Annotated in this window: 18 protein-coding genes and 1 pseudogene; 4 read left to right on the top strand and 15 right to left on the bottom strand. The window is 64.9% G+C overall.

From position 1 onward, the window contains the following. Nucleotides 1–151: 151 nt before the first annotated feature. Nucleotides 152–808, bottom strand: a complete 657-nt coding sequence (locus tag ACK59Z_RS08880; protein WP_004576290.1) for a CoA transferase subunit B — start codon at nt 806–808, stop codon at nt 152–154. A gap of 35 nt (nt 809–843) precedes the next feature. Then, nucleotides 844–1,542: a CoA transferase subunit A gene (locus ACK59Z_RS08875; protein WP_004374230.1), complete on the bottom strand. Its 699-nt coding sequence runs from the start codon at nt 1,540–1,542 to the stop codon at nt 844–846. A gap of 140 nt (nt 1,543–1,682) precedes the next feature. Here ACK59Z_RS08875 and ACK59Z_RS08870 point away from each other — a divergent pair, with 140 nt between their 5' ends. Together ACK59Z_RS08870 and ACK59Z_RS08865 are read left to right on the top strand one after the other, a co-directional pair. Beyond that, on the top strand, nt 1,683–2,588 hold the full coding sequence (locus tag ACK59Z_RS08870) for a LysR family transcriptional regulator (RefSeq protein ID WP_004374224.1): 906 nt from the start codon (nt 1,683–1,685) through the stop codon (nt 2,586–2,588). Beyond that, on the top strand, nt 2,576–3,397 hold the full coding sequence (locus ACK59Z_RS08865; protein WP_012052390.1) for an aldo/keto reductase: 822 nt from the start codon (nt 2,576–2,578) through the stop codon (nt 3,395–3,397). Before ACK59Z_RS08870 ends, ACK59Z_RS08865 begins: the two co-directional genes overlap by 13 nt. A gap of 692 nt (nt 3,398–4,089) precedes the next feature. On the opposite strand, the gene ACK59Z_RS08860 is transcribed toward ACK59Z_RS08865, so the two are convergent. The 4 genes from ACK59Z_RS08860 to lexA are packed head-to-tail and all read right to left on the bottom strand — an operon-like array spanning nt 4,090 to nt 9,829. Continuing rightward, nucleotides 4,090–7,170, bottom strand: coding sequence for an error-prone DNA polymerase (locus ACK59Z_RS08860; protein WP_100773936.1), 3,081 nt, complete (start codon nt 7,168–7,170; stop codon nt 4,090–4,092). Then, nucleotides 7,167–8,585, bottom strand: coding sequence for a DNA polymerase Y family protein (locus ACK59Z_RS08855; RefSeq protein WP_004374216.1), 1,419 nt, complete (start codon nt 8,583–8,585; stop codon nt 7,167–7,169). Before ACK59Z_RS08855 ends, ACK59Z_RS08860 begins: the two co-directional genes overlap by 4 nt. Before the next feature lie 6 nt (nt 8,586–8,591). Continuing rightward, nucleotides 8,592–9,212, bottom strand: coding sequence for a translesion DNA synthesis-associated protein ImuA (gene imuA / locus ACK59Z_RS08850; protein ID WP_004374214.1), 621 nt, complete (start codon nt 9,210–9,212; stop codon nt 8,592–8,594). Then, nucleotides 9,212–9,829 (bottom strand): transcriptional repressor LexA, encoded by a 618-nt coding sequence (lexA, locus tag ACK59Z_RS08845; RefSeq protein ID WP_012052394.1) that lies wholly within the window; start codon nt 9,827–9,829, stop codon nt 9,212–9,214. The genes imuA and lexA overlap by 1 nt, the downstream gene beginning before the upstream one ends. Nucleotides 9,830–9,920: 91 nt before the next feature. Between lexA and ACK59Z_RS08840 the strand changes: the two genes are divergently transcribed. Next, nucleotides 9,921–10,604, top strand: coding sequence for an HAD family phosphatase (locus ACK59Z_RS08840; protein WP_014862049.1), 684 nt, complete (start codon nt 9,921–9,923; stop codon nt 10,602–10,604). Here the strand turns inward: ACK59Z_RS08840 and ACK59Z_RS08835 are convergent. From ACK59Z_RS08835 to ACK59Z_RS08820, 4 genes are read right to left on the bottom strand one after another with little or no spacing between them, the layout of a single operon-like run. Further along, on the bottom strand, nt 10,601–11,986 hold the full coding sequence (locus ACK59Z_RS08835; RefSeq protein ID WP_108191976.1) for an MFS transporter: 1,386 nt from the start codon (nt 11,984–11,986) through the stop codon (nt 10,601–10,603). The genes ACK59Z_RS08840 and ACK59Z_RS08835 overlap by 4 nt on opposite strands. A 44-nt stretch (nt 11,987–12,030) precedes the next feature. Then, nucleotides 12,031–12,357: an NIPSNAP family protein gene (locus ACK59Z_RS08830; protein WP_004374204.1), complete on the bottom strand. Its 327-nt coding sequence runs from the start codon at nt 12,355–12,357 to the stop codon at nt 12,031–12,033. Further along, nucleotides 12,357–14,072 carry an FAD-dependent oxidoreductase gene (locus ACK59Z_RS08825; RefSeq protein WP_017147617.1) on the bottom strand — a complete coding sequence of 572 codons (1,716 nt, stop codon included), beginning with the start codon at nt 14,070–14,072 and terminating at the stop codon, nt 12,357–12,359. The genes ACK59Z_RS08830 and ACK59Z_RS08825 overlap by 1 nt, the downstream gene beginning before the upstream one ends. Beyond that, nucleotides 14,069–14,896 (bottom strand): SDR family NAD(P)-dependent oxidoreductase, encoded by an 828-nt coding sequence (locus ACK59Z_RS08820; protein WP_012052398.1) that lies wholly within the window; start codon nt 14,894–14,896, stop codon nt 14,069–14,071. Before ACK59Z_RS08820 ends, ACK59Z_RS08825 begins: the two co-directional genes overlap by 4 nt. A gap of 176 nt (nt 14,897–15,072) precedes the next feature. On the opposite strand from ACK59Z_RS08820, the gene ACK59Z_RS08815 reads away from it, so the two are divergent. Continuing rightward, nucleotides 15,073–15,945 carry a helix-turn-helix domain-containing protein gene (locus ACK59Z_RS08815; protein WP_409292826.1) on the top strand — a complete coding sequence of 291 codons (873 nt, stop codon included), beginning with the start codon at nt 15,073–15,075 and terminating at the stop codon, nt 15,943–15,945. A 78-nt stretch (nt 15,946–16,023) separates the two neighbouring features. Here ACK59Z_RS08815 and ACK59Z_RS08810 read toward each other — a convergent pair whose 3' ends face one another. The 5 genes and pseudogenes from ACK59Z_RS08810 to ACK59Z_RS08790 form a co-directional block, all read right to left on the bottom strand. Then, nucleotides 16,024–16,797 carry an IclR family transcriptional regulator gene (locus ACK59Z_RS08810; RefSeq protein ID WP_004576295.1) on the bottom strand — a complete coding sequence of 258 codons (774 nt, stop codon included), beginning with the start codon at nt 16,795–16,797 and terminating at the stop codon, nt 16,024–16,026. Between the two features lie 64 nt (nt 16,798–16,861). Then, nucleotides 16,862–18,319, bottom strand: a complete 1,458-nt coding sequence (locus ACK59Z_RS08805) for an amidase (protein ID WP_409292824.1) — start codon at nt 18,317–18,319, stop codon at nt 16,862–16,864. After that, nucleotides 18,316–19,626, bottom strand: a complete 1,311-nt coding sequence (locus ACK59Z_RS08800) for a citrate-proton symporter (protein WP_098090242.1) — start codon at nt 19,624–19,626, stop codon at nt 18,316–18,318. The genes ACK59Z_RS08805 and ACK59Z_RS08800 overlap by 4 nt, the downstream gene beginning before the upstream one ends. A gap of 83 nt (nt 19,627–19,709) precedes the next feature. Beyond that, the gene (locus tag ACK59Z_RS08795) at nt 19,710–20,885 is read right to left on the bottom strand and encodes a M20 aminoacylase family protein (protein ID WP_060545162.1); all 1,176 of its coding nucleotides are present in this window, start codon (nt 20,883–20,885) and stop codon (nt 19,710–19,712) included. A gap of 171 nt (nt 20,886–21,056) precedes the next feature. After that, nucleotides 21,057–21,182 (bottom strand): annotated as a pseudogene (locus ACK59Z_RS08790) (sugar-binding protein); the annotation flags it as partial.

The following is a 21,182-nucleotide window of genomic DNA, read 5'->3' as shown; positions in this document are numbered from 1 at the left end:
TGAATTCCTTTTATTGGTTTTATGGGATGAAGCGGTATTGCCAGGCAACGCAAAAAACCTGTGGGAACGGGTTGACCCGCGAATGCGGCGGTCAATGTACCGACGCATTCGCGGGGCAACCCGCGCCTACAGGGTGAGATCACGTCATGCCTTAGAAGGTCATTTCCTTCACATCATCCGGCACGATCAGTTTGCCGGCGGTTTTCTCGATGATTTCCTCGACGCTGACCCCTGGCGCGGTCTCGCGCAGGATGAAGGCGCCGTCTTCGATTTCCAGGTAGGCCAGGTCGGTCAGCACCTTGCGGATGCAGCCTGCACCGGTCAACGGCAGGCTGCACTGTGGCAGCAACTTGGACTCGCCGTCCTTGGAGGCGTGGGTCATGGTAACGATGATGTTGTCGGCGCCGGCCACCAGGTCCATGGCCCCGCCCATGCCCTTGACCAGCTTGCCCGGAATCATCCACGAGGCGATGTTGCCCTGCACGTCCACCTCGAAAGCCCCCAGTACGGTCAGGTCGACGTGGCCGCCACGGATCATGGCGAACGATTGTGCCGAATCGAAAATCGAGGCGCCGCGGCGGGCGGTGACCGTTTGCTTGCCGGCATTGATCATGTCGGCATCGAGAGTGCTTTCGGTGGGGAATTCGCCCATGCCGAGCAGGCCGTTTTCCGATTGCAGCATCACATCCATGTCGGCGGGTACATAGTTGGCCACCAAGGTGGGGATGCCGATGCCCAGATTGACGTAGTAACCGTCCTTCAGTTCACGGGCAACGCGTTGCGCCATCTGTTCGCGGGTCAGTGCCATGGTCAGGATCTCTTTATTGTTCGGGTGGATGGCGCTCAGGCCTTGACGGTGCGCTTTTCGATACGTTTTTCGAAGGTGCCGACGATGACACGGTCCACGTAGATGCCCGGGGTGTGGATTTCGCTTGGCAGCAACACGCCGGGTTCGACGATTTCTTCCACTTCGACCACGGTGATCTTGCCGGCGGTGGCCGCCAGCGGGTTGAAGTTTTGCGCAGTGTTGCGGTACACCACGTTGCCGTAGTGGTCGGCCTTCCAGCCCTTGACGATGGCGAAGTCACCGGTGATGGACTCTTCCAGGATGTACTTGCGGCCCTTGAACTCGCGGACTTCCTTGCCGTCGGCAACCGGGGTGCCATAGCCGGTGGCGGTGTAGAACGCCGGAATGCCGGCACCACCTGCGCGCATTTTTTCGGCGAGGGTGCCCTGTGGGGTCAGTTCCACTTCCAGCTCGCCACTGAGCAACTGGCGTTCGAACTCGGCGTTTTCGCCCACGTAGGAGGCGATCATCTTGCGAATCTGCCGGTCTTCCAGCAGCACGCCCAGACCAAAACCGTCAACGCCGCAGTTGTTGGAAACCACGGTCAGGCCCTTGACGCCACGCCGCTTGATTTCGCTGATAAGGTTTTCCGGGATGCCGCACAGGCCGAAACCACCGGCCAGTACCGTCATGTTGTCGGTCAGGCCTTCGAGGGCCTGTTCATAGGTTGCAACGCGCTTGTCCAGTCCGGCCATGCTGATCCGCCTTTTGTAGTTGTTTAACCGACGAGGCTGTCGGTGAGCGTGTGCAGACATCTTCACCGCAAGCGACTGATTTGTTAATTTTGTTTTCGTCATCGATTGATAATTTTTACAAAACAAACGATAGGCCCGACATGAACGTCAAACAATTGCGCGCCTTTGTCGCCGTGGCCAAGTACCAGAGCTTCGCCCAGGCCGGTGAACACCTGCACGTTTCGCAACCGGCACTGAGCCTGACCATCAAGGCGCTGGAAGAAAACCTCGGCGGCGCCCTGCTCAGCCGCACCACGCGCAGCGTCAGCCTGACTGCCGAAGGCGAAGTGCTGCTGCCACTGGCACGCCGCCTGCTGGCCGACTGGGACGACACCGAAGAGATGCTGCGCCAGCGCTTTACCCTGCAATTGGGCCGTGTGTCAGTGGCGGCCATGCCGGCTTTTGCCGGCAACCTGTTGCCCCACGCGCTCAAGGTGTTTCGCCAGCGCTACCCCAAGGTCAACGTCACGGTGCACGACGTGATCAACGAACAGGTACAGGAACTGGTACGCCATCGCCGCGTCGAACTGGGCATCGGCTTCGAGCCGGATAACATCGATGGGCTGGACTTCCACCCGTTGTACATGGACCGCTTCGTTGCGGTAGTGGCCGCTGACTCGCCCTTGGCGCTGCTGCCCCAGGTCAGCTGGGCACAGCTGATGGCCGAAGATTTCGTGGCCCTGCAGCGCCCTTCGGCGGTGCGCCTGCTGATGGAGCAGAATGTGGCGGCCCGCCACGGCAAGCTGGCAGTCGCGTTCGAAAGCCACCAGCTGACGACCATCGGCCGCATGGTGGCCAGCGGCCTGGGGGTCAGTGCTGTGCCGGCGCTGTGCATCAACCAGATGCAGGAGCTGGGTGCCCGCTGCGTAACCTTGGTCGAGCCCACTGTCGAGCGGCGCATCGGCGTGATTGCCCTCAGCGAGCACAAGCTTTCCACCGCAGCGCAGGCACTGCTTGAGGTGCTTCTTTCCAATACCCGGATCCCGGAGGTGACATGCGTTACGTAAATCTGGCAGGCACGAGTGTTCCAGCCATCGGCCAAGGCACCTGGTACATGGGCGAAGACCCAGGTCGCAAGGCTGCCGAAGTCGCGGCGCTGCAACAGGGCATCGAGCTGGGCCTGAACCTGATCGACACCGCCGAGATGTATGCCGAAGGGGGGGCAGAAGAGGTCGTTGGCCAAGCCATTGCCGGGCGCCGCGACCGGGTATTTCTGGTCAGCAAGGTCTACCCGCACAATGCCGGCCTGCGCGGCATGGCGGCTGCCTGCGAACGCAGCCTCACGCGCCTGGGCACTGATTGCATCGACCTGTACCTGCTGCACTGGCGTGGTCAGCACCCGCTGGAGGAAACCGTCGAAGGCTTCGAGCGCTTGCGCGAGCAGGGCAAGATCAAGCGTTGGGGCGTGTCCAACTTCGACGTCGACGACCTGCGCGAACTGCACAACCCTGATTGTGCCACCAACCAGGTGTTGTATAACCCGGCCCAGCGCGGCATCGAATTCGACTTGCTACCGTGGTGCGAAAAACGTGGCTTGCCAACCATGGCCTACTGCCCGCTGGCTCAGGCCGGGCGCTTGTTGCAGCACCCGGTACTGGCGGAAATCGCCGAGCGCCATGGCGCCACACCGGCCCAGGTCTGCCTGGCCTGGGTGACCCGCGATGACGGCGTGATCGCCATCCCCAAGGCGGTGGCGCCCGAGCACGTGCGGCTCAATGCGGCGGCGGGAGCGCTGACCTTGACCGGTGAAGACCTGCGGGCGATCGACCGGGCGTTCCCCGCACCGACGCGCAAGCAGCGGTTGGCGATGGTGTAACCGGCGAGCGCAAGCTGGACCAGCAGGCGACCTCTGTGGGCGCGGGCATGCCCGCGAACACCGGCAAGGCCGGTGCCCTGCAACGCGGTGGCTGCTTCGCGGGCTCGCCCGCTCCCACAGACCGCGCAAGTACCGAGCGTTGAGCAACTGCGCCACCACCGCCCGCCGCTGCCGTTCGCCAAGCGCAATCTGGACCAGGACGCGACCTTTGGGAGCAACTGTCTTGCTCAATTTCTAAAAGCTGGCGCGATCCCTGTGGGAGCGGGCATGCCCGCGAACACCGGCAAGGCCGGTGCCATGCAACGCGGTGCCTGCTTCGCGGGCTCGCCCGCTCCCACAGGAGACCGCGCAAGTACCGAGCGTTGAGCAAGCCTTGAGCAACTGCGCCACCCGCCGCTGCCGTTCGCCAAGCGCAATCTGGCCCAGGACAGACCTTTGGGAGCAACTGTCTTGCTCACTTTCTAAAAGCTGGCGCGATCCCTGTGGGAGCTCAGGCCTAGTGGCAAACGTGGCAGTCGACCAAGGTATAACGCACCGTGGCCGATGAATGATTGGGGCAGGCTCAAAGTTGCAGGCGGTCAATGTGGGGCATGCCCGCGAACACCGGCAAGGCCGGTGCCCTGCAACGCGGTGGCTGCTTCGCGGGCTCGCCCGCACCCACAGGGAACCGCGCAAGTACCGAGCGTTGGGGGTCAGTGGAAATCCCGGCTGCGTACATCCAGCCCTTGCAACAGCGGACTCACATCCTCCAACCGCCGCGCAATCAGGTGCCGCACCCCATTCTCCTGCTCCAACCGCCCACTGACCTTGAGCAACTGGGAACCCACCAGCGCCCGCCGCTGCCGTTCGGCCAGCGCACGCCACACCACCACGTTGACCATGCCATGTTCGTCTTCCAAAGTAACGAAGGTCACACCGCTGGCGGTTTGAGGCCGTTGCCGGCCCACCACCAGCCCGGCCACGGCAATGTTGTCGCCATGCTCCACACCCTGCAATTCACTGGAGCTGCGACACCCCAGTGCCCTCAGGCGAGCGCGCAACAGGGCCAGCGGATGTGGGCCAAGCGTAGTGCCGAGGGTTTGATAATCGGCCATCAGGTCCTCGCCCACGGTTGGCACGGGCAATTGCACCGGTTCTTCAGGCAAGGCCTGCACATCGGCGAACAACGGCAGCTGCGGCTGCACCGCCGCCACCTGCCAGCGCGCCTGATGCCGATCGCTGGCCAAGGCGCGCAGCGCACCGCCATCAGCCAGGCGGGCACGGGCCCGTGCGTCCAGGCCGGCGCGCAGGCACAGGTCTTCGACGTTGCGCCACGGCCGCTGCGCCCTCGCCTGCTGCACGCGCCTGGCATCGGCTTCGGCCAGGCCACGCACCAGTCGCAGGCCCATGCGAATGGCAAGGGTGCCCTCAGCATCAGGCTCCAGGGTGCAGTCCCAGTCGCTGTGGCAGACATCCACCGGCCGTACCTCGATACCTTGGCGGCGAGCCTCTTGCAGCAACTGATCAGGGCTGTAGAAGCCCATCGGCCAACTGTTGACCAACGCACAGGTGAAAATCGCCGGCTCATGGCACTTCAGCCAACTGCTGGCATAGCACAGCAAGGCAAAGCTGGCCGCATGCGACTCAGGAAAGCCATAGCTGCCAAACCCCTTGATCTGCTCGAAGATGCGCTCGGCAAACGCCAGCGTGTAACCATTGCGCAACATGCCCTGCACCAGCCGTTCGCGGTGCGGTTCCAGGCCGCCGTGGCGCTTCCAGGCTGCCATGCTGCGACGCAACTGGTCGGCCTCGCCCGGGGTATAGTCGGCCGCGACCATCGCCAGCTCCATCACCTGCTCCTGGAACAGCGGCACGCCCAAGGTACGTTCGAACACTTCCTTCAGTTGCGGCGACGGATACGTCACCGGTTCCTGCTTTAGGCGCCGGCGCAGGTACGGGTGCACCATGTCACCCTGAATCGGCCCGGGGCGGACGATGGCAACCTCGATGACCAGGTCGTAGAACTTTTGGGGCCGCAGCCGCGGCAACATGGCCATTTGCGCGCGTGACTCGATCTGGAACACGCCCATGGTCTCGGCACGGCTGATCATGGCGTAGGTGGCCGGGTCTTCGCTGGGGATGGTCGCCAGGGTCAGGTGCCGGCCACGGTGGTGCTGCAGCAGGTCGAAGCAGCGGCGCAAGGCGCTGAGCATGCCCAACGCCAGTACGTCGACCTTGAGCAGGCCAACCATGTCCAGGTCATCCTTATCCCACTGGATCACCGTGCGCTCCGGCATCGCGGCATTCTCCACCGGCACCAGCTGGTCGAGCGGTTGCTGGGAGATGACAAAACCGCCCGGGTGCTGTGACAGGTGCCGGGGGAAGCCGATCAGTTCGCCGGCCAGCACCAGCACCCGCCGCAGCGAAGGGCTGCCCGCTTCGAAACCGGCTTCGGCCAGGCGCTGGTCATCGGGTATGCGATCGCTCCAGCGGCCACAGCATTTGGCCAGGGCATCCACCTGGTCGGCAGGTAGCCCCAGCACCCGCGCCACATCCCGCACCGCACCGGCGGCATGGTAGGTGTTGACTACCGCAGTGAGCGCCGCCCGGTGCCGGCCATAGCGACGGAACACATACTGGATCACCTCCTCGCGCCGGTCGTGTTCGAAGTCCACGTCGATGTCCGGCGGCTCGTTGCGCTCGCGCGACAGGAAGCGCTCGAACAGCAGGTGGTGTTTCATGGGGTCAAGCTCGGTGATGCCCAGTACGAAGCACACCACCGAGTTGGCTGCCGACCCCCGGCCCTGGCATAGGATGCGCTGACTGCGGGCGAAGGCGACAATGTCGTGCACCGTCAGGAAGTAGCTTTCGTAGCCCAGCTCTTCGATCAGCCCCAGTTCCTTGGCAAGCACAGCCCGCACCTTGCCACTCGGCCCGCCTGGCCAGCGCAGCGGCAGGCCTTGCTCGCACAATTCACGCAGCCAGCTTGCCGGGGTATGCCCCTCGGGCACCAGTTCGCGTGGGTACTGGTAGTTCAGTTCGCTCAGGTCAAACTGGCAGCGCCGGGCAATGACCAGGGTCTCGGCCAGCAGGTCGAGCGGATACAACTCGGCCAGTTGCGCCTGGCTGCGCAGGTGCCGTTCGCCATTGGCAAACAGAAAGCGCCCGGCCTCGCTCACCTGGCAATGCTGGCGGATGGCAGTCATGCAGTCCTGCAAGGCACGGCGACCACGCACGTGCATGTGCACGTCGCCACAGGCCACGGCGCGGATACCCACATCAGCCGCCAGTGCCCGCAACCGTTGCAGGCGCATGGCATCGTCACTGCCCCGGTGCAGGTGCACGGCCAGCCACAGGCGCTCAGCGAACACACTGCGCAGCCACGCGCCGGTAGCGGTATCGCCACTGTCAGCGGCCACCCACAAGGCCAGCAGGCCTTGGTGGTGCAGCAGCAAGTCATCACGAAACAGCTGGTACGCACCCTTCTCTGCCCGCCGCCGGGCACGGGTGATCAGCGCGCACAGGTTCTGGTAGCCGGTCAGATTCTCGACCAGCAGCACCAGCTTGGGCCCGTCGCACAATTGCACCTCGCTGCCAACGATCAGCCGCAACTGGTGCACCTTGGCTGCCTGCCAGGCGCGCACGATACCGGCCAGCGTGCATTCGTCAGTGATTGCCAAGGCCTGGTAGCCCTGCTCGCGCGCACGCCGGAACAGCTCGTCGGCGCTCGATGCACCGCGCTGGAAGCTGAAGTTGGAAAGGCAATGCAGCTCGGCATAACCCGGGGTGTTCATGCGAACCAACCCTGCAGCCAAAGCGGGCCGGCCTGGCTCAGGTCGCGGTAGGCCCAGCCGCGCAGGCCGTCGCGGGTTTCGATGCGGTAGTAGTCGCGACGCACATCGCCGCCATCCCACCAACCTGATTCGATGCGTTCGGCATAGCCCTGCACCTGGTAGGCGGCGTCATCCAGCGCGATCGGTGCCGACAACAGCCACCCCGGGCGGCTGCCCGCTGCAACCGGCATGTTGCCTTGGGCACCCTGCTCCACCAACTGCCAGGCGCATTCGGGGCGGTGATCGGCGGCTGCGCCAAGCCCCTTGACGGCCTCATCCCCCAGGCGGGCGCGCAACCGCTCACGCAATTGCGCCCAGGGTTGCGCCTGTTGCGCCCGCGGGTCGAACAACGCCTGATGCTGTGGCACGAAGGGTGGCAAGTCTTCGGCAACCAGCCGCAGGTTGCGCACCGGTGCGGGTATGCGCAGCGGCTCAAGGCGCCCACGGGCTAGCTCGAACAGCATCGCAGCATCGCGTTCGGCCGCCAGCAGGCCCACCTTGAGCAGGGTATCCGGCCCCTCGGCGTGCTCCAGATGCAGGCAGAAGCGCTGCACGCCACAGTCTCGCCCGGCCAGAAATGCAGCAAGGTCGTTGAGCATGCGCCGCAGCGGGAACAACAGCGCCTGGTGCGATTCGACGTCGAAGTTGAGTTCCAGCCGGGTTTCAAAACGGTCCGGTGGCTGGTAGAAATCCAGCCCCAGGTTGCGCAGGCCGAGCAACTGGTCGAGGTGCAGCTGCACCTGGGCCGCAAAGCGCCTGGCCAAGGTATCGCGCGGCAAGGCCAATACCTGGCCCAGCTGGTGCAAGCCCATGCGGGCAAACGCTTCGGCCGCCTCTGCCGGCAGGCCGACGCGCGTGATGGGCATGCCCAGCAGCGCCGCTCGGGTGGCGTCGACATCGCCCACGGCCAGGCCATCGTGGCCATTGGCGAGCATGCGAGCAGCCACCGGGTTGCTGGCCAGGACAATGCGTTGACGCAGGCCCAGTTCTGCCAGTTCCTGACGCAGACGTGCCTCGAACAAGGGCCAGGGTCCGAACAGTTGCAGGCTGGAGCCCACTTCCAGCAGCAGCGCCCGTGGGTAATGCAGGCTGACCTGGGCACTGAAGCGGTAGGCCCAGGCCGCCAGCAGCTGTTGCACCTGATCGATGCGTTTGGGGTCGGCTTCGACACAGGTGAAGCCATCGGCCAAGGCACGCGCTGCGGTCAGGGTTTGCCCGGCCCGCAGGCCCAGTGCAGCGGCCGCCGGGTTGACTGCCTGCAACACGCGCCGCTGGGTCGGCCCGCCAATCAGCACCAAAGGCGTGTCAGGGTCGTCACGCTCACGCAGGACGGTGTCCAGCGCAAGCTGCGGGAGCAGGATGCAGGCCCAGAGCATGGTGCATCAGCCCCGCCCCGGGCAGGGAATAGGCAGCGCTGGAGGCATGCCACCCCGGCTTTTCAGCACGCGCCATTGCGCCGGGCGTGTGTCGACTGCAATGCGCAGCGCTGCGGGTGAAGGGTTGTGCGACGCCTGCTGCGGCCTGCAGGCGAACGCCAGTGCCTGCCCGGTTTCGGCCGCTACCTGCAAGCGCCGCAGGGCGCGGTCATCGGCACGTTCCGGCCAGCACAGCACCGCCGCGCAACTGCCCGAGCGCAGGCACTGTTCGGCAGCCCACAGGGCATCGGCAGGCTCGGCATCCACCTGTACCAGCCAGCGCAGGTCCACCCCCGCTGCCTGCCAGGCCGGTGCAAAAGGGATGAAGGGTGGAGCCACCAGCACCACTCTGCTGGCTTCTGCACTCAGCCGGGCCAGGGTTGGCCACAGCAACTGCAATTCGCCACAGCCGGGGTTGGCCAGCAACAGCTCGCTCAGTGCTGCCGCCGGCCAGCCACCTTCCGGCAAACGTTCGTCGAGGGCCGCATGGCCGGTGGGCTGCAGCCCGAGTGGCCGCGCCTGGGCCTGCCGGCCGCGCCATACCCGGCGCTGCTCCAGCAGCCTGTCGAGGTCGACCACGGCGCCCATCAGTCACGCCTCAGCAAGCCGCAGAACACGCCTTCGATGAAAAAGTCCTGTTCGGGCTGCACATCGATCGGCGCATAGGCCGGGTTGCGTGGCAACAGCCGGTAAGTGCCGCCTTGGCGTTGCAGGCGCTTGATGGTCACTTCGCCGTCCAGGCGCGCAACAACGATTTGCCCGTCGCGGGCGTCGGCCTGTTGCAGGATGCCGACCAGGTCACCGTCAAAGATGCCGTCGTCGATCATCGAGTCGCCCCGCACCTTCAGCAGGTAGTCGGGGGTACGGCGGAACAGGCTGGGGTCGAGCAGCAACTGCTCGTGGATGTCCAGGTCCGGGCCGATGGGGGCACCCGCCGCCACCTGGCCCAGCACGGGTATTTCGAGGATTTCCGGCCGGCGCAGCGGTTCGGCCAGGCGTATGCCCCGGGCCTGGTTTGGCGTGACATCGATGTAACCGGCCTGGCACAGGGCGGTGATGTGCTTGCGCGCAACGCTGCGCGAGGCAAAACCGAAGCGCGTGGCGATATCGGCCAGGCTCGGCGGCTGACCATGCTCGGCAATGCGCTCACGGATAAATTCGAAAATGGCGCGGCGTTTGGGGGTAAGAGTGTCCATGGAGCACATTTGTACTCTTTTCGGAGCACGCTGAACAGCCCCCTTCGTCGTCAGCTTTGGTTATGATCCCCTGGCTTGTGTTTTTTCATCTGGATATCCCATGCTGACCGCCCTGCTGTTCGACCTTGACGGTACCCTCACCGACACTGACACCCTGCACCTGCAGGCCTTTCGCCAACTGCTGCGCGAACACGACGGCCGCGAGCTGAGCCAGGCGCAGTTCGACGCCCAGGTCAGCGGCCGCGCCAACGCCGAGCTGTTCGCCGAGCTGTTCAGTGGCGCCAGCGTCGAACAGTGCCAGGCGTTGGCCGACCGCAAGGAAGCGCTGTTCCGCGCGATGTCGCCGTCGCTTGAGCCGATGCCAGGCCTGTTGCGCCTGCTGGAGCATGCCCAGGCCCATGACATCGGCATGTGCGTGGTGACCAACGCACCGCGGCTGAACGCCGAGCACATGCTGAACGCCATGGGCCTGGGCCAGCACTTTGAACATGTGCTGGTGGCCGAAGAACTGGCACGGCCCAAACCGGACCCGCTGCCCTACCTCACCGGCCTGCAGCGGCTGGGTGCCGAGGCCGGGCAAGCGCTGGCCTTCGAGGACTCATTACCGGGGACGGCTGCAGCCAGTGGCGCGGGGATCTTTACCGTGGGCGTGGCCACGACGCAGACCCCGGAGCGGTTGCTGGCGGCGGGCGCCAGGCTGGTTGTCGACGATTTCAATGATGCGGCGTTGTGGGCGTTGATCGAGCGTATGGCTTCAGACAGGGGCTGTGTTCCCGAAGGCTAGGGAGTGGGAGCCGAACCTGCTGGCGCTGCAGCCGGTGTGCCGGGGGTACAACCGGGAACGCTAAGCCGTGACGCCGCATTTCGCCCCTGCAGCCATACCGCCAAAGCCGCCAACCCTGCGGGTAGCAATAACGAAGCGAATACCTGGGCAAAGCTCCAGCCCAGTGCCAGCATCTGTGCCCCGGCAAAGGCACTGAGAATCGCACCCAGGCGCCCGATGCCGCTCATCCAGCTGGCGCCGGTCGCCCGTGCTTCAGTCGGGTAAAAAGCCGCCGCCAGTGCATTCATGCCAACACTTGCCCCATTAAGGCCAAAGCCCACAGCGCTCGCAACCGCACACAACCAGGCGAAGTCCGCAGCGACCTGACCAATTGCAAAAATCACCGCACCACTGAACAGGAAGGTCAGTACCAGCACGCGCTGCGCCGGGTAGCGATCCATGGCCCAACCCACCGAAATCGCGCCCAACGGGCCGCCAATCTGGAAACAGGCGGTGACGATGGCCGCTTCGGCCACCGAAAACCCGCCCCCCTCCTTTACCAGCGTCGGCAACCAGCCGCTGAACAGATAGACCAGGAACAGCGCCAGCACGTATCCACCCCAGAGCATGCAGGTACCAAAGCGATACCGCGCAGAGAGGATGGTGCCGATTGCACCGCCTGCAGCCTGGGCTTTACCGGGCAAGACAAAGGTCGTGTCGGCGTTGACATGCTCAGGTGCCAGGCGACGGACAATGGCCAGAATGCGCTTGCGGTCCGCCCCCTTGCTGACCAGGAACGTCACCGATTCCGGCAGGCGCCAATACAGCAACGGCAGGACCATCAGCGGCAACACCCCACCCAATGCCAGGACACTGCGCCAGCCCAGGTTCGGAATCATCCAGGCGCTGACGAAGCCACCTGCCGCCGCGCCCAGGGAGAACCCGCAGAATGCCAGGGTAATGAGCAGCGAGCGGCTGCGTGCCGGGGCATACTCGCTGACCAGGGTGCTGGCATTGGGCATGGCTGCGCCCAGGCCCAGGCCGGTCAGAAAGCGCAACGCGACCAGGGCTTCCAGGTTGGGTGAAAAGGCCGAGGCCAGTGTCCAGAGGCCGAACAGCAGGACGCTGCACAGCAACACCGCCTTGCGCCCGTAACGGTCCGCCAAGGGGCCGGCAATCAAGGCGCCAAGTGCCAGGCCGATCAACGCGGCGCTCAATACCGGGCCCAGACTTTGCGCATCCAGGCCCCAATCGCTTTTCAATTGCGGGGCAATGAAGCCGATGATGGCGACGTCCAGGCCGTCCAGGGCGATGATGAGAAAGCCGAGGAACACCACCCATTTCTGGTAACGGCCGATGGGTTGCTGGTCGATCAGTTGGCGCACGTCGAGTGTGTTGTTCATAGGTATCACCTGTTGTTGTTTTTATGACGGTGTTTGTCGCAGCCCTAGTGGAAAAGGCTGGGTAAGCGCACAGGCCTTATGATGCGTGTTTCCTGAGCCACCACCAGGTCGCGGGTGGCATGCAGGTATGCGGCAAAGTCCGGGTCGGCATCCCGCGCTGCGCTGCGCTTCTCGAAGTCATCGAGGCTGTCATAGCCCCACAAGTGCACCACCTGGTTCAACGGCCCGATGCTGCTGGTGTAAAACGCCAGGGGTGCACCGAGGTGGCGCAGCAGGATCGGCATCGCCAGCTGGTCGAACGCCTCGAGAAAGGCCGCCATGCCGCGCGGGCGAATGGTGTAGATGCGGTGGTCGACCACAGGCTTGTCCATCACGCCACCTCCCGTGCGTTGCCCGCCGCCAGCCCCTGCTCGACACCCGCTAGATGGCGCCCGGTGATGTAGGCAAAGGTCATGATCGGCCCCAGGGTGATGCCCGCCCCGGGGTAGTTGCCGCCCATGATGCTGGCGCGGTCGTTACCCACCGCATACAGGCCGTCGATGACTTGCCCGTCGGCCGCCAACACTTCACCGGTCACACGGGTGCGCAGCCCGTCGAAAGTGCCCAGATCGCCCATGATCACTTTCACGGCAAAGTACGGTCCCTCGCCAACCGGCGCTACGCACGGGTTGGGTTGTTGCTGCGGGTCGGCCAGGTAGCGATTGAAGCTGGTGCTGCCGCGGCCGAACTGACGGTCTTCGCCGTGGACAGCGCCAAGGTTGTACTCGCGCACAGTCTGCTCCAGCCCTTGCGCATCGATACCGGCCTTGCCGGCCAACTCCGCCAGGGTCTGGCCCTTGAGCAGGTAGCCGTTGCGCAGCAATGGCCCCAGCGGCATCGGCGCAGGCTTGGCAAAGCCCAGCCCGTATTTGGCCAGGGTGCGGCGGTCGCACACCAGCCACATGGCGGTTTCTGCCTGGTCGGAACACGCCTCGATCAGCGCTGCACCCACGTCGTGGTAGGCATTCGACTCATTGGTGAATCGCTGCCCCGAACGCAGCACGCCGATCACACCCGGCTTGTAGCGGTCGAGCAAGTGCGGAAAGGCAATATGCCGCCCACCACCCACCGGCACCTTCGATACCGGCATCCAGGCTGCAGGTGCCTGCAGGCAGATATCGACCTTTGCTCCCAGCGCCTCGGCCATGCGCGCACCATCGCCGGTGTTGCCCGCTGGCACCGGTGAAAAATGCTCGCCGCCACGCCGTACATGCGGGTAGGCCTGGCGCAGCCGTTGCAGGTCATGGGAGAAACCGCCACAGGCCAGCACCACCCCACGCCGGGCCTCGATGCGCTGCTCGCTGCCGGCCTGCCCGGTCACCGCCCCCACTACCCGCGCCCCTTCGCGCAGCAACTGCCGCGCCGGGGTGCCTGTGAGAATCGGAATGCCCAGGTCCAGTGCCGAGCGTACCAGCCGTGCCGCCAGGGCATTGCCACTGGTGACCTGGGTGCCGCGTCGGTACAAGGCCAGCTCCTTCAAATGGGTCAGCAGGCGTTTGGCCACGTAGGCGAACGAGGTCAACGAACGGGTGACATTGAAGAAGTGCTTGAGGTCGGCATTCGACGAGTTGAACATCATGCCGATGAAGGTGATGGTCTTCAGCGGCGGGCGCAGCCGCGCCATGTCGGGCCCCAGACCACGGATGTCATAAGGTGCGGCCAGTATCGAGCGGCCCACATCGACGCCGCCTTCCACCTGCGGGTGATAATCGGGGTACAGCGTGGGCACGAACTTGACTGCCGTCTCGCGCTCGAAAAACTCAACCATCTGCGGCGCGTAGCGCAAGAATGCCTCCACCCCGGCCGCATCGAAGCAGGCACCGGTTTCGTTGCGCAGGTAGGTCATGGCCGCTGCTTGGCTGTCATTGCCCCCGTGCCGGGTGCCCGGCACCCACAGCACGCCGCCGGAAAACGCCGTGGTACCGCCGAAGCACGCCTCCTTTTCGATGACGATCACATCCAGGCCAAGCTTTTTCGCCGTGATGGCTGTCGCCAGGCCGCCAGCACCCGCACCGATGACCAGTACATCGCAGCTACGCGTACTCATTGGCCTGCCCCCTCGAAGCCAGGGCGCGGGATCAATGCCATGGGCATGCTTTCCAGTCCGCCATCCACGGTCAGCTCGGCGCCGTTGATATAGTCGGCGCGGCGGCTGGCCAGAAACAGCACGGCTTCGGCGATGTCTTGCGGCTCACCGATGCGCTGGTTGGCGGTCATGGCGCTACGCCGGCGCGCCACCTGTGGGTCGGCATAGAACGCCGCCGACAATGGCGTGCGGATCAAACCCGGGCATACGGCGTTGCTGCGCACACCGCGCGGCCCCCATTCCACGGCGATCTGCCGCGACAACATGCTGACGCCTGCCTTCGCCGCGCTGTAAGCGCCACTGTTGGGTTGCGGGTAATGGGCTGCAATCGAGGCCACATGCACGATACGGCCCTGGCCGCAGTCCAGCATGGAACGGCCAAAGGCCTGGGCACACAAAAGGTAGCCACTGAGGTTGACCGCCAGCACCTGGTTCCATTGTTCCAGGCTTAGCGTGTCCAGCGCACCGGGGCGCAGCACGCTGGCATTGTTGACCAGTACATCGCAGCGCCCATGCAGCGCCTGTACCTGGGCCGCAGCCTGCTCCACGCTGGCCGGATCGGCAATGTCGCAGGCCAGGGCACTGACTTCGCCTGCACTGTGTTCCCCCAGGGTGGCCGCCAGTTCGCGGCATTTGTCCAGGTCGCGGTCAAGCAGCACCACGTGGGCCTGCTGCTCCACCAAGGCTGCGGCCAATGCTGCGCCAATGCCGCCGGCCGCGCCGGTCACCACGCATACGGCCGACTCCAGGCCTAGCCACTGAGAAAGGATCTTGTTGTTGTGCATGCTGTTCTCCAGAGCGTTGCTTGTTCTGGGCAACAGGCTATGGCCGGCAGGCCCACCGGCAGAATGGACAAAACCTGCAACCAGCCCCACATTCCCGTCAATTTGCCCACTGCGCCCTGAAGCCTGCGGGCAGCTATGGCACAGTAGCGGGTACTGAACAGAACAATTACAACACCATGAACAAGATCCCCAATTACGCCCTGTACGGTGAAACCGCGCAGCCGGTGTGGCACGAAGCCTTGCATGTGGAGCAGATATCCCAGCGCTCTGGCGCGCACAACTGGGAGATTGCCGCACACCGTCACGAAGGCTTGCTGCAGCTGTTGTACCTGCAAAGCGGTGGCGGCGAGGTGCTGTTCGACATTGACCGGTTTCAGGTTCATGCACCCTGCGTGGTGTACGTCCCGGCGCAGGTGGTGCATGGATTTCATTGGGCCAGCCAGGTAGAAGGCCAGGTAATCACGGCTGCGCAGCACCCGCTGGATAGCATCGCCCAGGTGCTGGCACCCAACGTGCGGGTGCAACTGCGCAAACCACAGGTGATTGCCCTGCCCCACTGGGCCGCCGATGAAGACCCGTTGCTGCCCCTGTTTCGGGCCCTGCGCGAGGAATACCACAACCGCGCCCGCGAGCATGTGGCCAGCAGCATGGCGCTATTGCTGGCACTGATGATCCATGTCCTGCGCCATGAGCCGTACATGCCCGCAGGTGAGCAGCGCCCAGTATCAAGACGCAGCCAGCAACTGACGGCTTTTCGCGAGCTGGTAGACATGCACTACCGCGCGCACTGGCCACTGGCGGAATACGCCGCCGAGTTGGGCATGACCCTGGTGACGTTGGGGCGGTTGTGCCAGGAACACCTGGGCATGACGCCGATGAATGTGATCAATGCCCGACTGGTGCTGGAGGCCAAGCGCATGCTCGGGCATTCGAGCCTGAGCGTGAAAGAGATCGCCCATGAGCTGGGGTTTGCCGATGTGGGGTATTTCAGCCGGTTCTTTCGCAAGCAGGCGGGGGTGAGCCCTAGCGGATTTCGGGAGGGCCAGTAACGCCCCGCAGGCTCTGTGGGCGGTACTGGCAATGCACGCGTCTGTGGCTTACCCGCGAAGAAACCCGTGCAGGAAACATCAAACAGCCAAGGCCCGCTGCACTTCCCCCACCGTGGTCGCCAAACTGCTCAGGTGCAGGCTCGACACCCGCTCCACCGGCGCCTGATCCAGCGGCCATTGCAAGGCAATGCTGCCGACCAGGCGCCCTTCGGCATGTACCGGCAAGGCAATGGCGCGGATCAGGAACGGCAGGCGCACCGGGTATTCCCAGTAGCCTTCGGTGCGCTGACCAAAGCCCTTGTGCGCTTGTTCTTCGATATCGCGCAACAACCCGTCGTCACCCAGCCGCTCATGGGCCGCCAGGCGCTGCACTTCGTCCACCGCCAGCTCCCCCAGGCACGCCCGCCCCATTGCCGAATGAAACAGGCTGGCATGCTGCCCAACGATCTGACTGGTGAGCGGATAGCGCTTGCGCAGCACCTGGGGGATGGCGCTTTCCATCACCTCCAGCCGCTGGCCGTCGAAACACGACAGGTCAGCGACCAGTCCGGTGCGCTCACTCAGCTCCAGCAGCATGGGCGCTGCGCTTTCCACCAGGCGCCGCTTGAAACGCAACTGGCGGTCACCGAACAGGCGTCGCGCGCACAGCCGGTAGCGCCGGTCGGCAAGGCCGCGGTACACCCAGCCTTGCGCCTGCAAGGTGGCGATCATGCGCGACACCGTGGCCTTGGGCAGCGCCGTCAGGTAGTGCAGTTCTTCCAGGCCCAACGCCTGGTGTTCGCCCAGCAGGTCGACAATGGCCAGCGCCCGCTCCACCGAACGCACGCCGCCGCTGTCTGCCGTGATGCCCATGGGTATGACCTCCTTGTAGCGGGATGGTCAGGATAGCCAGCAAGATCCGCGCCTGCCCGTGCTTTCATGGCGCAAGCAGGCGTTGTGGCGGGCAGCGCACCACCCAGCGGGTGAGCTGTTCATGGGCATACGCCAGCTGCAGCACGGCATGGTCGGCCTGCGCCGGGCCTATGATTTGCAGGCCCATGGGCAACCCGGCGGCATTGAACCCCACCGGCACGCTGATGCTCGGCAAGCCGGCCAAGGTCGGCCCGATCACCACTTCCATCCAGCGGTGGTAGGTGTCCATTGCCCGCCCCCCGACCACCGCCGGCCATGGCTGGCGTGCATCGAAAGGGAACACCTGGGCCGAGGGCAACAGCAGGAAGTCGTAACGCTCGAACAGCTTGCCCATGGCGCGGTACCAGTCACTGCGGTCCAACGAAGCCTGGTACAGCGCCGCCGCACTCAGCTGCAAGCCACCTTCCACCTCCCACTGTGCTTCGGGCTTGAGCAATGCGCGCTTGCCGGGGTCGGCATAGGCTGCGCCGAGGTTGCCATGCACCAGGAAGTGGCGGTGGGTCAGCCAGCATTGCCACAAGCGCGCCAGGTCGAATGCCGGCTGGCAGGCCTCGACCTGGCAGCCCAGCTCGGCAAAGTCGGGCAGCGCCGACTCGCACAGGCTCATTACCCCGTCATCCATCGGCAGATAGCCGTTGTAGTCGCCCAGCCAGCCCACCCGTACTCCGCGAAAATCGCGCGGCAAGCCAACGGCAAAATCGCGCCAGCCTTCGCTCAGCGACAGCGGCGCCCGGGCATCAACACCCGCCTGTATCGACAGCAGCCGCGCCACGTCGACTACACTGCGGCCCATCGGCCCTTCTGTGGCCAACTGCTGCACGAACAGCTCGGGCGCCGGCCCATGCGGCACGCGGCCCTGCGATGGGCGCAGGCCGAACAGGTTATTGAACGCCGCCGGGTTGCGCAGCGAGCCCATCATGTCGCTGCCGTCGGCCACCGGCAGCAAGCGCATGGCCAGCGCCGCTGCAGCCCCACCGCTGCTGCCACCCGCCACCCGCGACGGGTCGTAGGCGTTGGTGGTGGTGCCAAACAAGGGGTTGTAGCTTTGCGAGCCCAGGCCAAACTCGGGCACATTGCTCTTGCCCATGATCAATGCCCCACTCGCCCGCACCCGCGCCACGCTGATCGCATCCTGCTCGGGTACCTGCTCGGCAAACAGCGGCGAGCCGAGCGTGGTACGCAGCCCGGCCGTGGCGGCGAGGTCCTTGATTGCCTGCGGCATGCCATGCATCCAGCCGCGCGAGTGGCCACGGGCCAGTTCGCGGTCACGCGTCTCGGCCTCGGCCAGCAGCACTTCGGCCGGGCGCAGCGAGACCAGTGCATTGACCTGCCGATTGAAGCGCTCGACATGCCCCAGGTAAGCCTGCATCACCTCCCGGCATGACAACTGGCGGGCATGGATGGCCTGGGACAGTGCCTCGGCATCGAGGGCAACAATGGGGTCGATGGCTAGCGGCTTCACGGTTTTACTCCAAGGTTGAAGGCGGCAGGCTTGACTGCCCGCGGTGCTTCTTTCAGGCAATAGGTGCCCAGCAATGTCAGCAGGCAGGCAAACAGCACGTAGAACGCCGGCGCCACTGGGGTGCCGAGCACCTGGGTGAGCCAGGTCACGATCAACGGGGCAAAGCCACCGAACACCATCACCGCCACGTTGTAGGCCACCGACACGCCGGTGGAACGCACCTGGACCGGGAATTGTTCGGCCAGGGCAGTAGGTGCCGGGCCGAAGAAGCCACCGATGGCCGTGCACAACAGCAGTTGCATGACCAACAGGCGCTCCAGGGAAGGCGCAGCGGCCACCCACACATACAGTGGGTAAACCATCACGAAGAACGCCAGGGTGAAGGCCATCAGCACCGGGCGCCGCCCCAGCCGGTCAGACAGCGCCCCGGATAACGGAATCACGAGGGTCATCAGCCCCACGGCGAGCATCTGCACCAGCAGCACCTGGTCCAGCGGCAGGCCTAGGCTTTTGTGGGCGAAGGTCGGCATGTTCACCAGCACCACGTAGAACGATACCGTCGCGCCGCAGGCCAACCCCATCGACACCAGCAGGCTGCGCCGGTGTTCACGCAGCACCTGCCACAGGCCGGGCGACTGGCCCTTGGCATGGCGACGCGCCTCGACAAACGCCTCAGGCTCCTCCATATGCTTGCGAATCCACAGCCCGACCGGCCCGATCAGCAGGCCCAGCACGAACGGGATGCGCCAGCCCCAGCTGTCCAGCGCCTCAGGCGAGCACAGGTGGGTAACCAACGCCACCATTGCCGCCCCGGAAAACACCGCCAGGCACTGCCCTACCAATTGCCACGAACCATACAGGCCCTTGCGGTGGGCAGGCGCGCTTTCCACCAGAAATGCCGTGGCGCTGGCATATTCACCACCGGTGGCAAAGCCCTGCAGCATGCGCGCCACCACGATCAGCAGCGGCGCAGCCATGCCGATGGCCAGGTAGTCGGGCGCGAAGGCGATCATGGCGATGGACACGGTCATCAGGCGGATGATCATCTGCATGGCCGCCTTGCGGCCCTTGCGGTCGGAATACATGCCCAGCAGCACGCCGCCCACCGGGCGCATGAAAAACCCGACGCCGAAGGTGGCAAGGGCCATCAGCAGCGAGGCGTACGCGTCGTCGGACGGGAAGAACTGCCGGGCGATGATGCTGGCCAGAAAGCCATACACGATAAAGTCATACCATTCCAGGGCGTTGCCAATAACGGCGGCCACCACTTGCCGGGTACGCGACACGCCGGTGCTCGAAGTCTGCATAGGGAACACTCCACACAATGATTGGGTGATCGCCCAGGCGCAGTCGCGCCCGGGTTCCAGCGGCAGTGGTCAAAAAGGGACAATCAGGCAGGTGCCAACCAGCGCTCTGCCAGCGCGCCCCAATAGGCGGCGCCGGTCAGCAGGATGTCGTCGTTGAAGTCGTAGGCCGGGTTGTGCACCATCGGCCGCGATACACCATTGCCGATGAACAGGTAGGCCCCCGGGCAGCGCTGCAGCATCCAGGCGAAGTCTTCGCTGCCCATCAGCTTGCGGGTGTTGCCATCCACAGCCTGGGCGCCCAGCAACTCGACCCCTACTTGGGTGGCAAAGGCGTTTTCAGCGGCATGGTTGACCAGCACCGGGTAGGCCGGGCGGTGCTCGATGCTGGCGCGGCAGCCAAAGCTCTCGGCCTGACTGACGATGATTGCCCGCACCCGCTCAAGGGCCTGCGCCCGCACCTCGGCGTTCAGTGCGCGCAGGCTAAGGCGCAACAGCGCCTGTTGCGGAATCACGTTGGCCGCTTCGCCGGCCTGCAACGCGCCGACGGTGACCACTGCCGCCTCCTGCGCATCGATATTGCGCGCCACCACGGTTTGCAGCGCCATCACCACACTGGCGGCCGCCACCAACGGGTCGACGGTCAGGTGCGGCATCGAGCCATGGCCACCCACCCCGTCCAGGGTCACCGTCAGCAGGTCTTGCGAAGCCATCATCGGCCCTTCACGAAACCCCAGGTGCCCGGCCGGCAGCCCTGGCATGTTGTGCATGCCGAATAGCGCATCACATGGGAAGCGCTCCAACAGGCCGTCGGCCAGCATCGCCTCGGCCCCGCCCTGGCCCTCCTCGGCCGGCTGGAAGATCAGTGTCAGCGTGCCGTCGAACTGCCGGGTGGCCGCCAGGTAGCGCGCGGCGCCAAGCAGCATGGTGGTGTGCCCGTCATGACCACAGGCGTGCATGCAGCCTGGGTGCTGGCTGCTGTATGCCGCGCCCGTTGCTTCGTGGATGGGCAGCGCGTCCATGTCGGCGCGCAGGCCCAGCCGGCGGGGGCTGCTGCCATTGCGCAGCACGCCGACCACGCCGGTCTTGCCGATACCGGTGTGCACTTCATAGCCCCATTCCTCCAGCAGTCGGGCGACCAATGCCGAGGTGCGGCTTTCTTCAAAGCCCAGTTCCGGGTGAGCGTGGATATCGTGACGGATCGCGTGCAGGTCGCTGGCCACGTCGGCGAGCCAGGCCTGGATATGCTGATGTCGGGACATGTGGAGTCTCCTCGCGCGGGTGGTTTCCCGTTCTTGTTGTTCGCCTTCAGGTCACGACAGGTGAGGCAGGTCGTGCTTGGCTCACAGATAAGCGCGAGTGACGCGGGATCACAAACGAATGTGGTTCCGCCCAGCGGAACCAGTCGGGGGGAAAAGCGGAATGGGTGTGGAGCTGGAGTCGTAGGCAAAGCTGTACGTGGCGTTGTTTTCGTTGAATAGTGCGATCAAGCGCTGCGCTTTGTCTTACTCGTACCGAACCCGCTGGCCCTTGGCATCCTGGCGGCTGCTCGGCAGGCC

This window comes from Pseudomonas sp. KCJK9058 (assembly GCF_046230975.1).
Taxonomy (GTDB): domain Bacteria; phylum Pseudomonadota; class Gammaproteobacteria; order Pseudomonadales; family Pseudomonadaceae; genus Aquipseudomonas; species Aquipseudomonas alloputida.
Note: the sequence above shows the minus strand (reverse complement) of the source record. Positions and strands in the feature narration are given on the sequence as shown.

Bases quoted from the DNA above. Each gene is read 5' to 3' on its own strand.
- ACK59Z_RS08880 (WP_004576290.1), bottom strand. From the start codon at position 808: ATGGCACTGACCCGCGAACAGATGGCGCAACGCGTTGCCCGTGAACTG.
- ACK59Z_RS08830 (WP_004374204.1), bottom strand. From the start codon at position 12,357: ATGGACAAGCCTGTGGTCGACCACCGCATCTACACCATTCGCCCGCGC.
- ACK59Z_RS08810 (WP_004576295.1), bottom strand. From the start codon at position 16,797: ATGGGCATCACGGCAGACAGCGGCGGCGTGCGTTCGGTGGAGCGGGCG.
- ACK59Z_RS08795 (WP_060545162.1), bottom strand. From the start codon at position 20,885: ATGTCCCGACATCAGCATATCCAGGCCTGGCTCGCCGACGTGGCCAGC.
- ACK59Z_RS08835 (WP_108191976.1), bottom strand. From the start codon at position 11,986: ATGAACAACACACTCGACGTGCGCCAACTGATCGACCAGCAACCCATC.
- imuA (WP_004374214.1), bottom strand. From the start codon at position 9,212: ATGGGCGCCGTGGTCGACCTCGACAGGCTGCTGGAGCAGCGCCGGGTA.
- ACK59Z_RS08865 (WP_012052390.1), top strand. From the start codon at position 2,576: ATGCGTTACGTAAATCTGGCAGGCACGAGTGTTCCAGCCATCGGCCAA.
- lexA (WP_012052394.1), bottom strand. From the start codon at position 9,829: ATGTGCTCCATGGACACTCTTACCCCCAAACGCCGCGCCATTTTCGAA.
- ACK59Z_RS08815 (WP_409292826.1), top strand. From the start codon at position 15,073: ATGAACAAGATCCCCAATTACGCCCTGTACGGTGAAACCGCGCAGCCG.
- ACK59Z_RS08860 (WP_100773936.1), bottom strand. From the start codon at position 7,170: ATGAACACCCCGGGTTATGCCGAGCTGCATTGCCTTTCCAACTTCAGC.
- ACK59Z_RS08840 (WP_014862049.1), top strand. From the start codon at position 9,921: ATGCTGACCGCCCTGCTGTTCGACCTTGACGGTACCCTCACCGACACT.
- ACK59Z_RS08820 (WP_012052398.1), bottom strand. From the start codon at position 14,896: ATGCACAACAACAAGATCCTTTCTCAGTGGCTAGGCCTGGAGTCGGCC.
- ACK59Z_RS08800 (WP_098090242.1), bottom strand. From the start codon at position 19,626: ATGCAGACTTCGAGCACCGGCGTGTCGCGTACCCGGCAAGTGGTGGCC.
- ACK59Z_RS08855 (WP_004374216.1), bottom strand. From the start codon at position 8,585: ATGCTCTGGGCCTGCATCCTGCTCCCGCAGCTTGCGCTGGACACCGTC.
- ACK59Z_RS08870 (WP_004374224.1), top strand. From the start codon at position 1,683: ATGAACGTCAAACAATTGCGCGCCTTTGTCGCCGTGGCCAAGTACCAG.
- ACK59Z_RS08875 (WP_004374230.1), bottom strand. From the start codon at position 1,542: ATGGCCGGACTGGACAAGCGCGTTGCAACCTATGAACAGGCCCTCGAA.
- ACK59Z_RS08825 (WP_017147617.1), bottom strand. From the start codon at position 14,072: ATGAGTACGCGTAGCTGCGATGTACTGGTCATCGGTGCGGGTGCTGGC.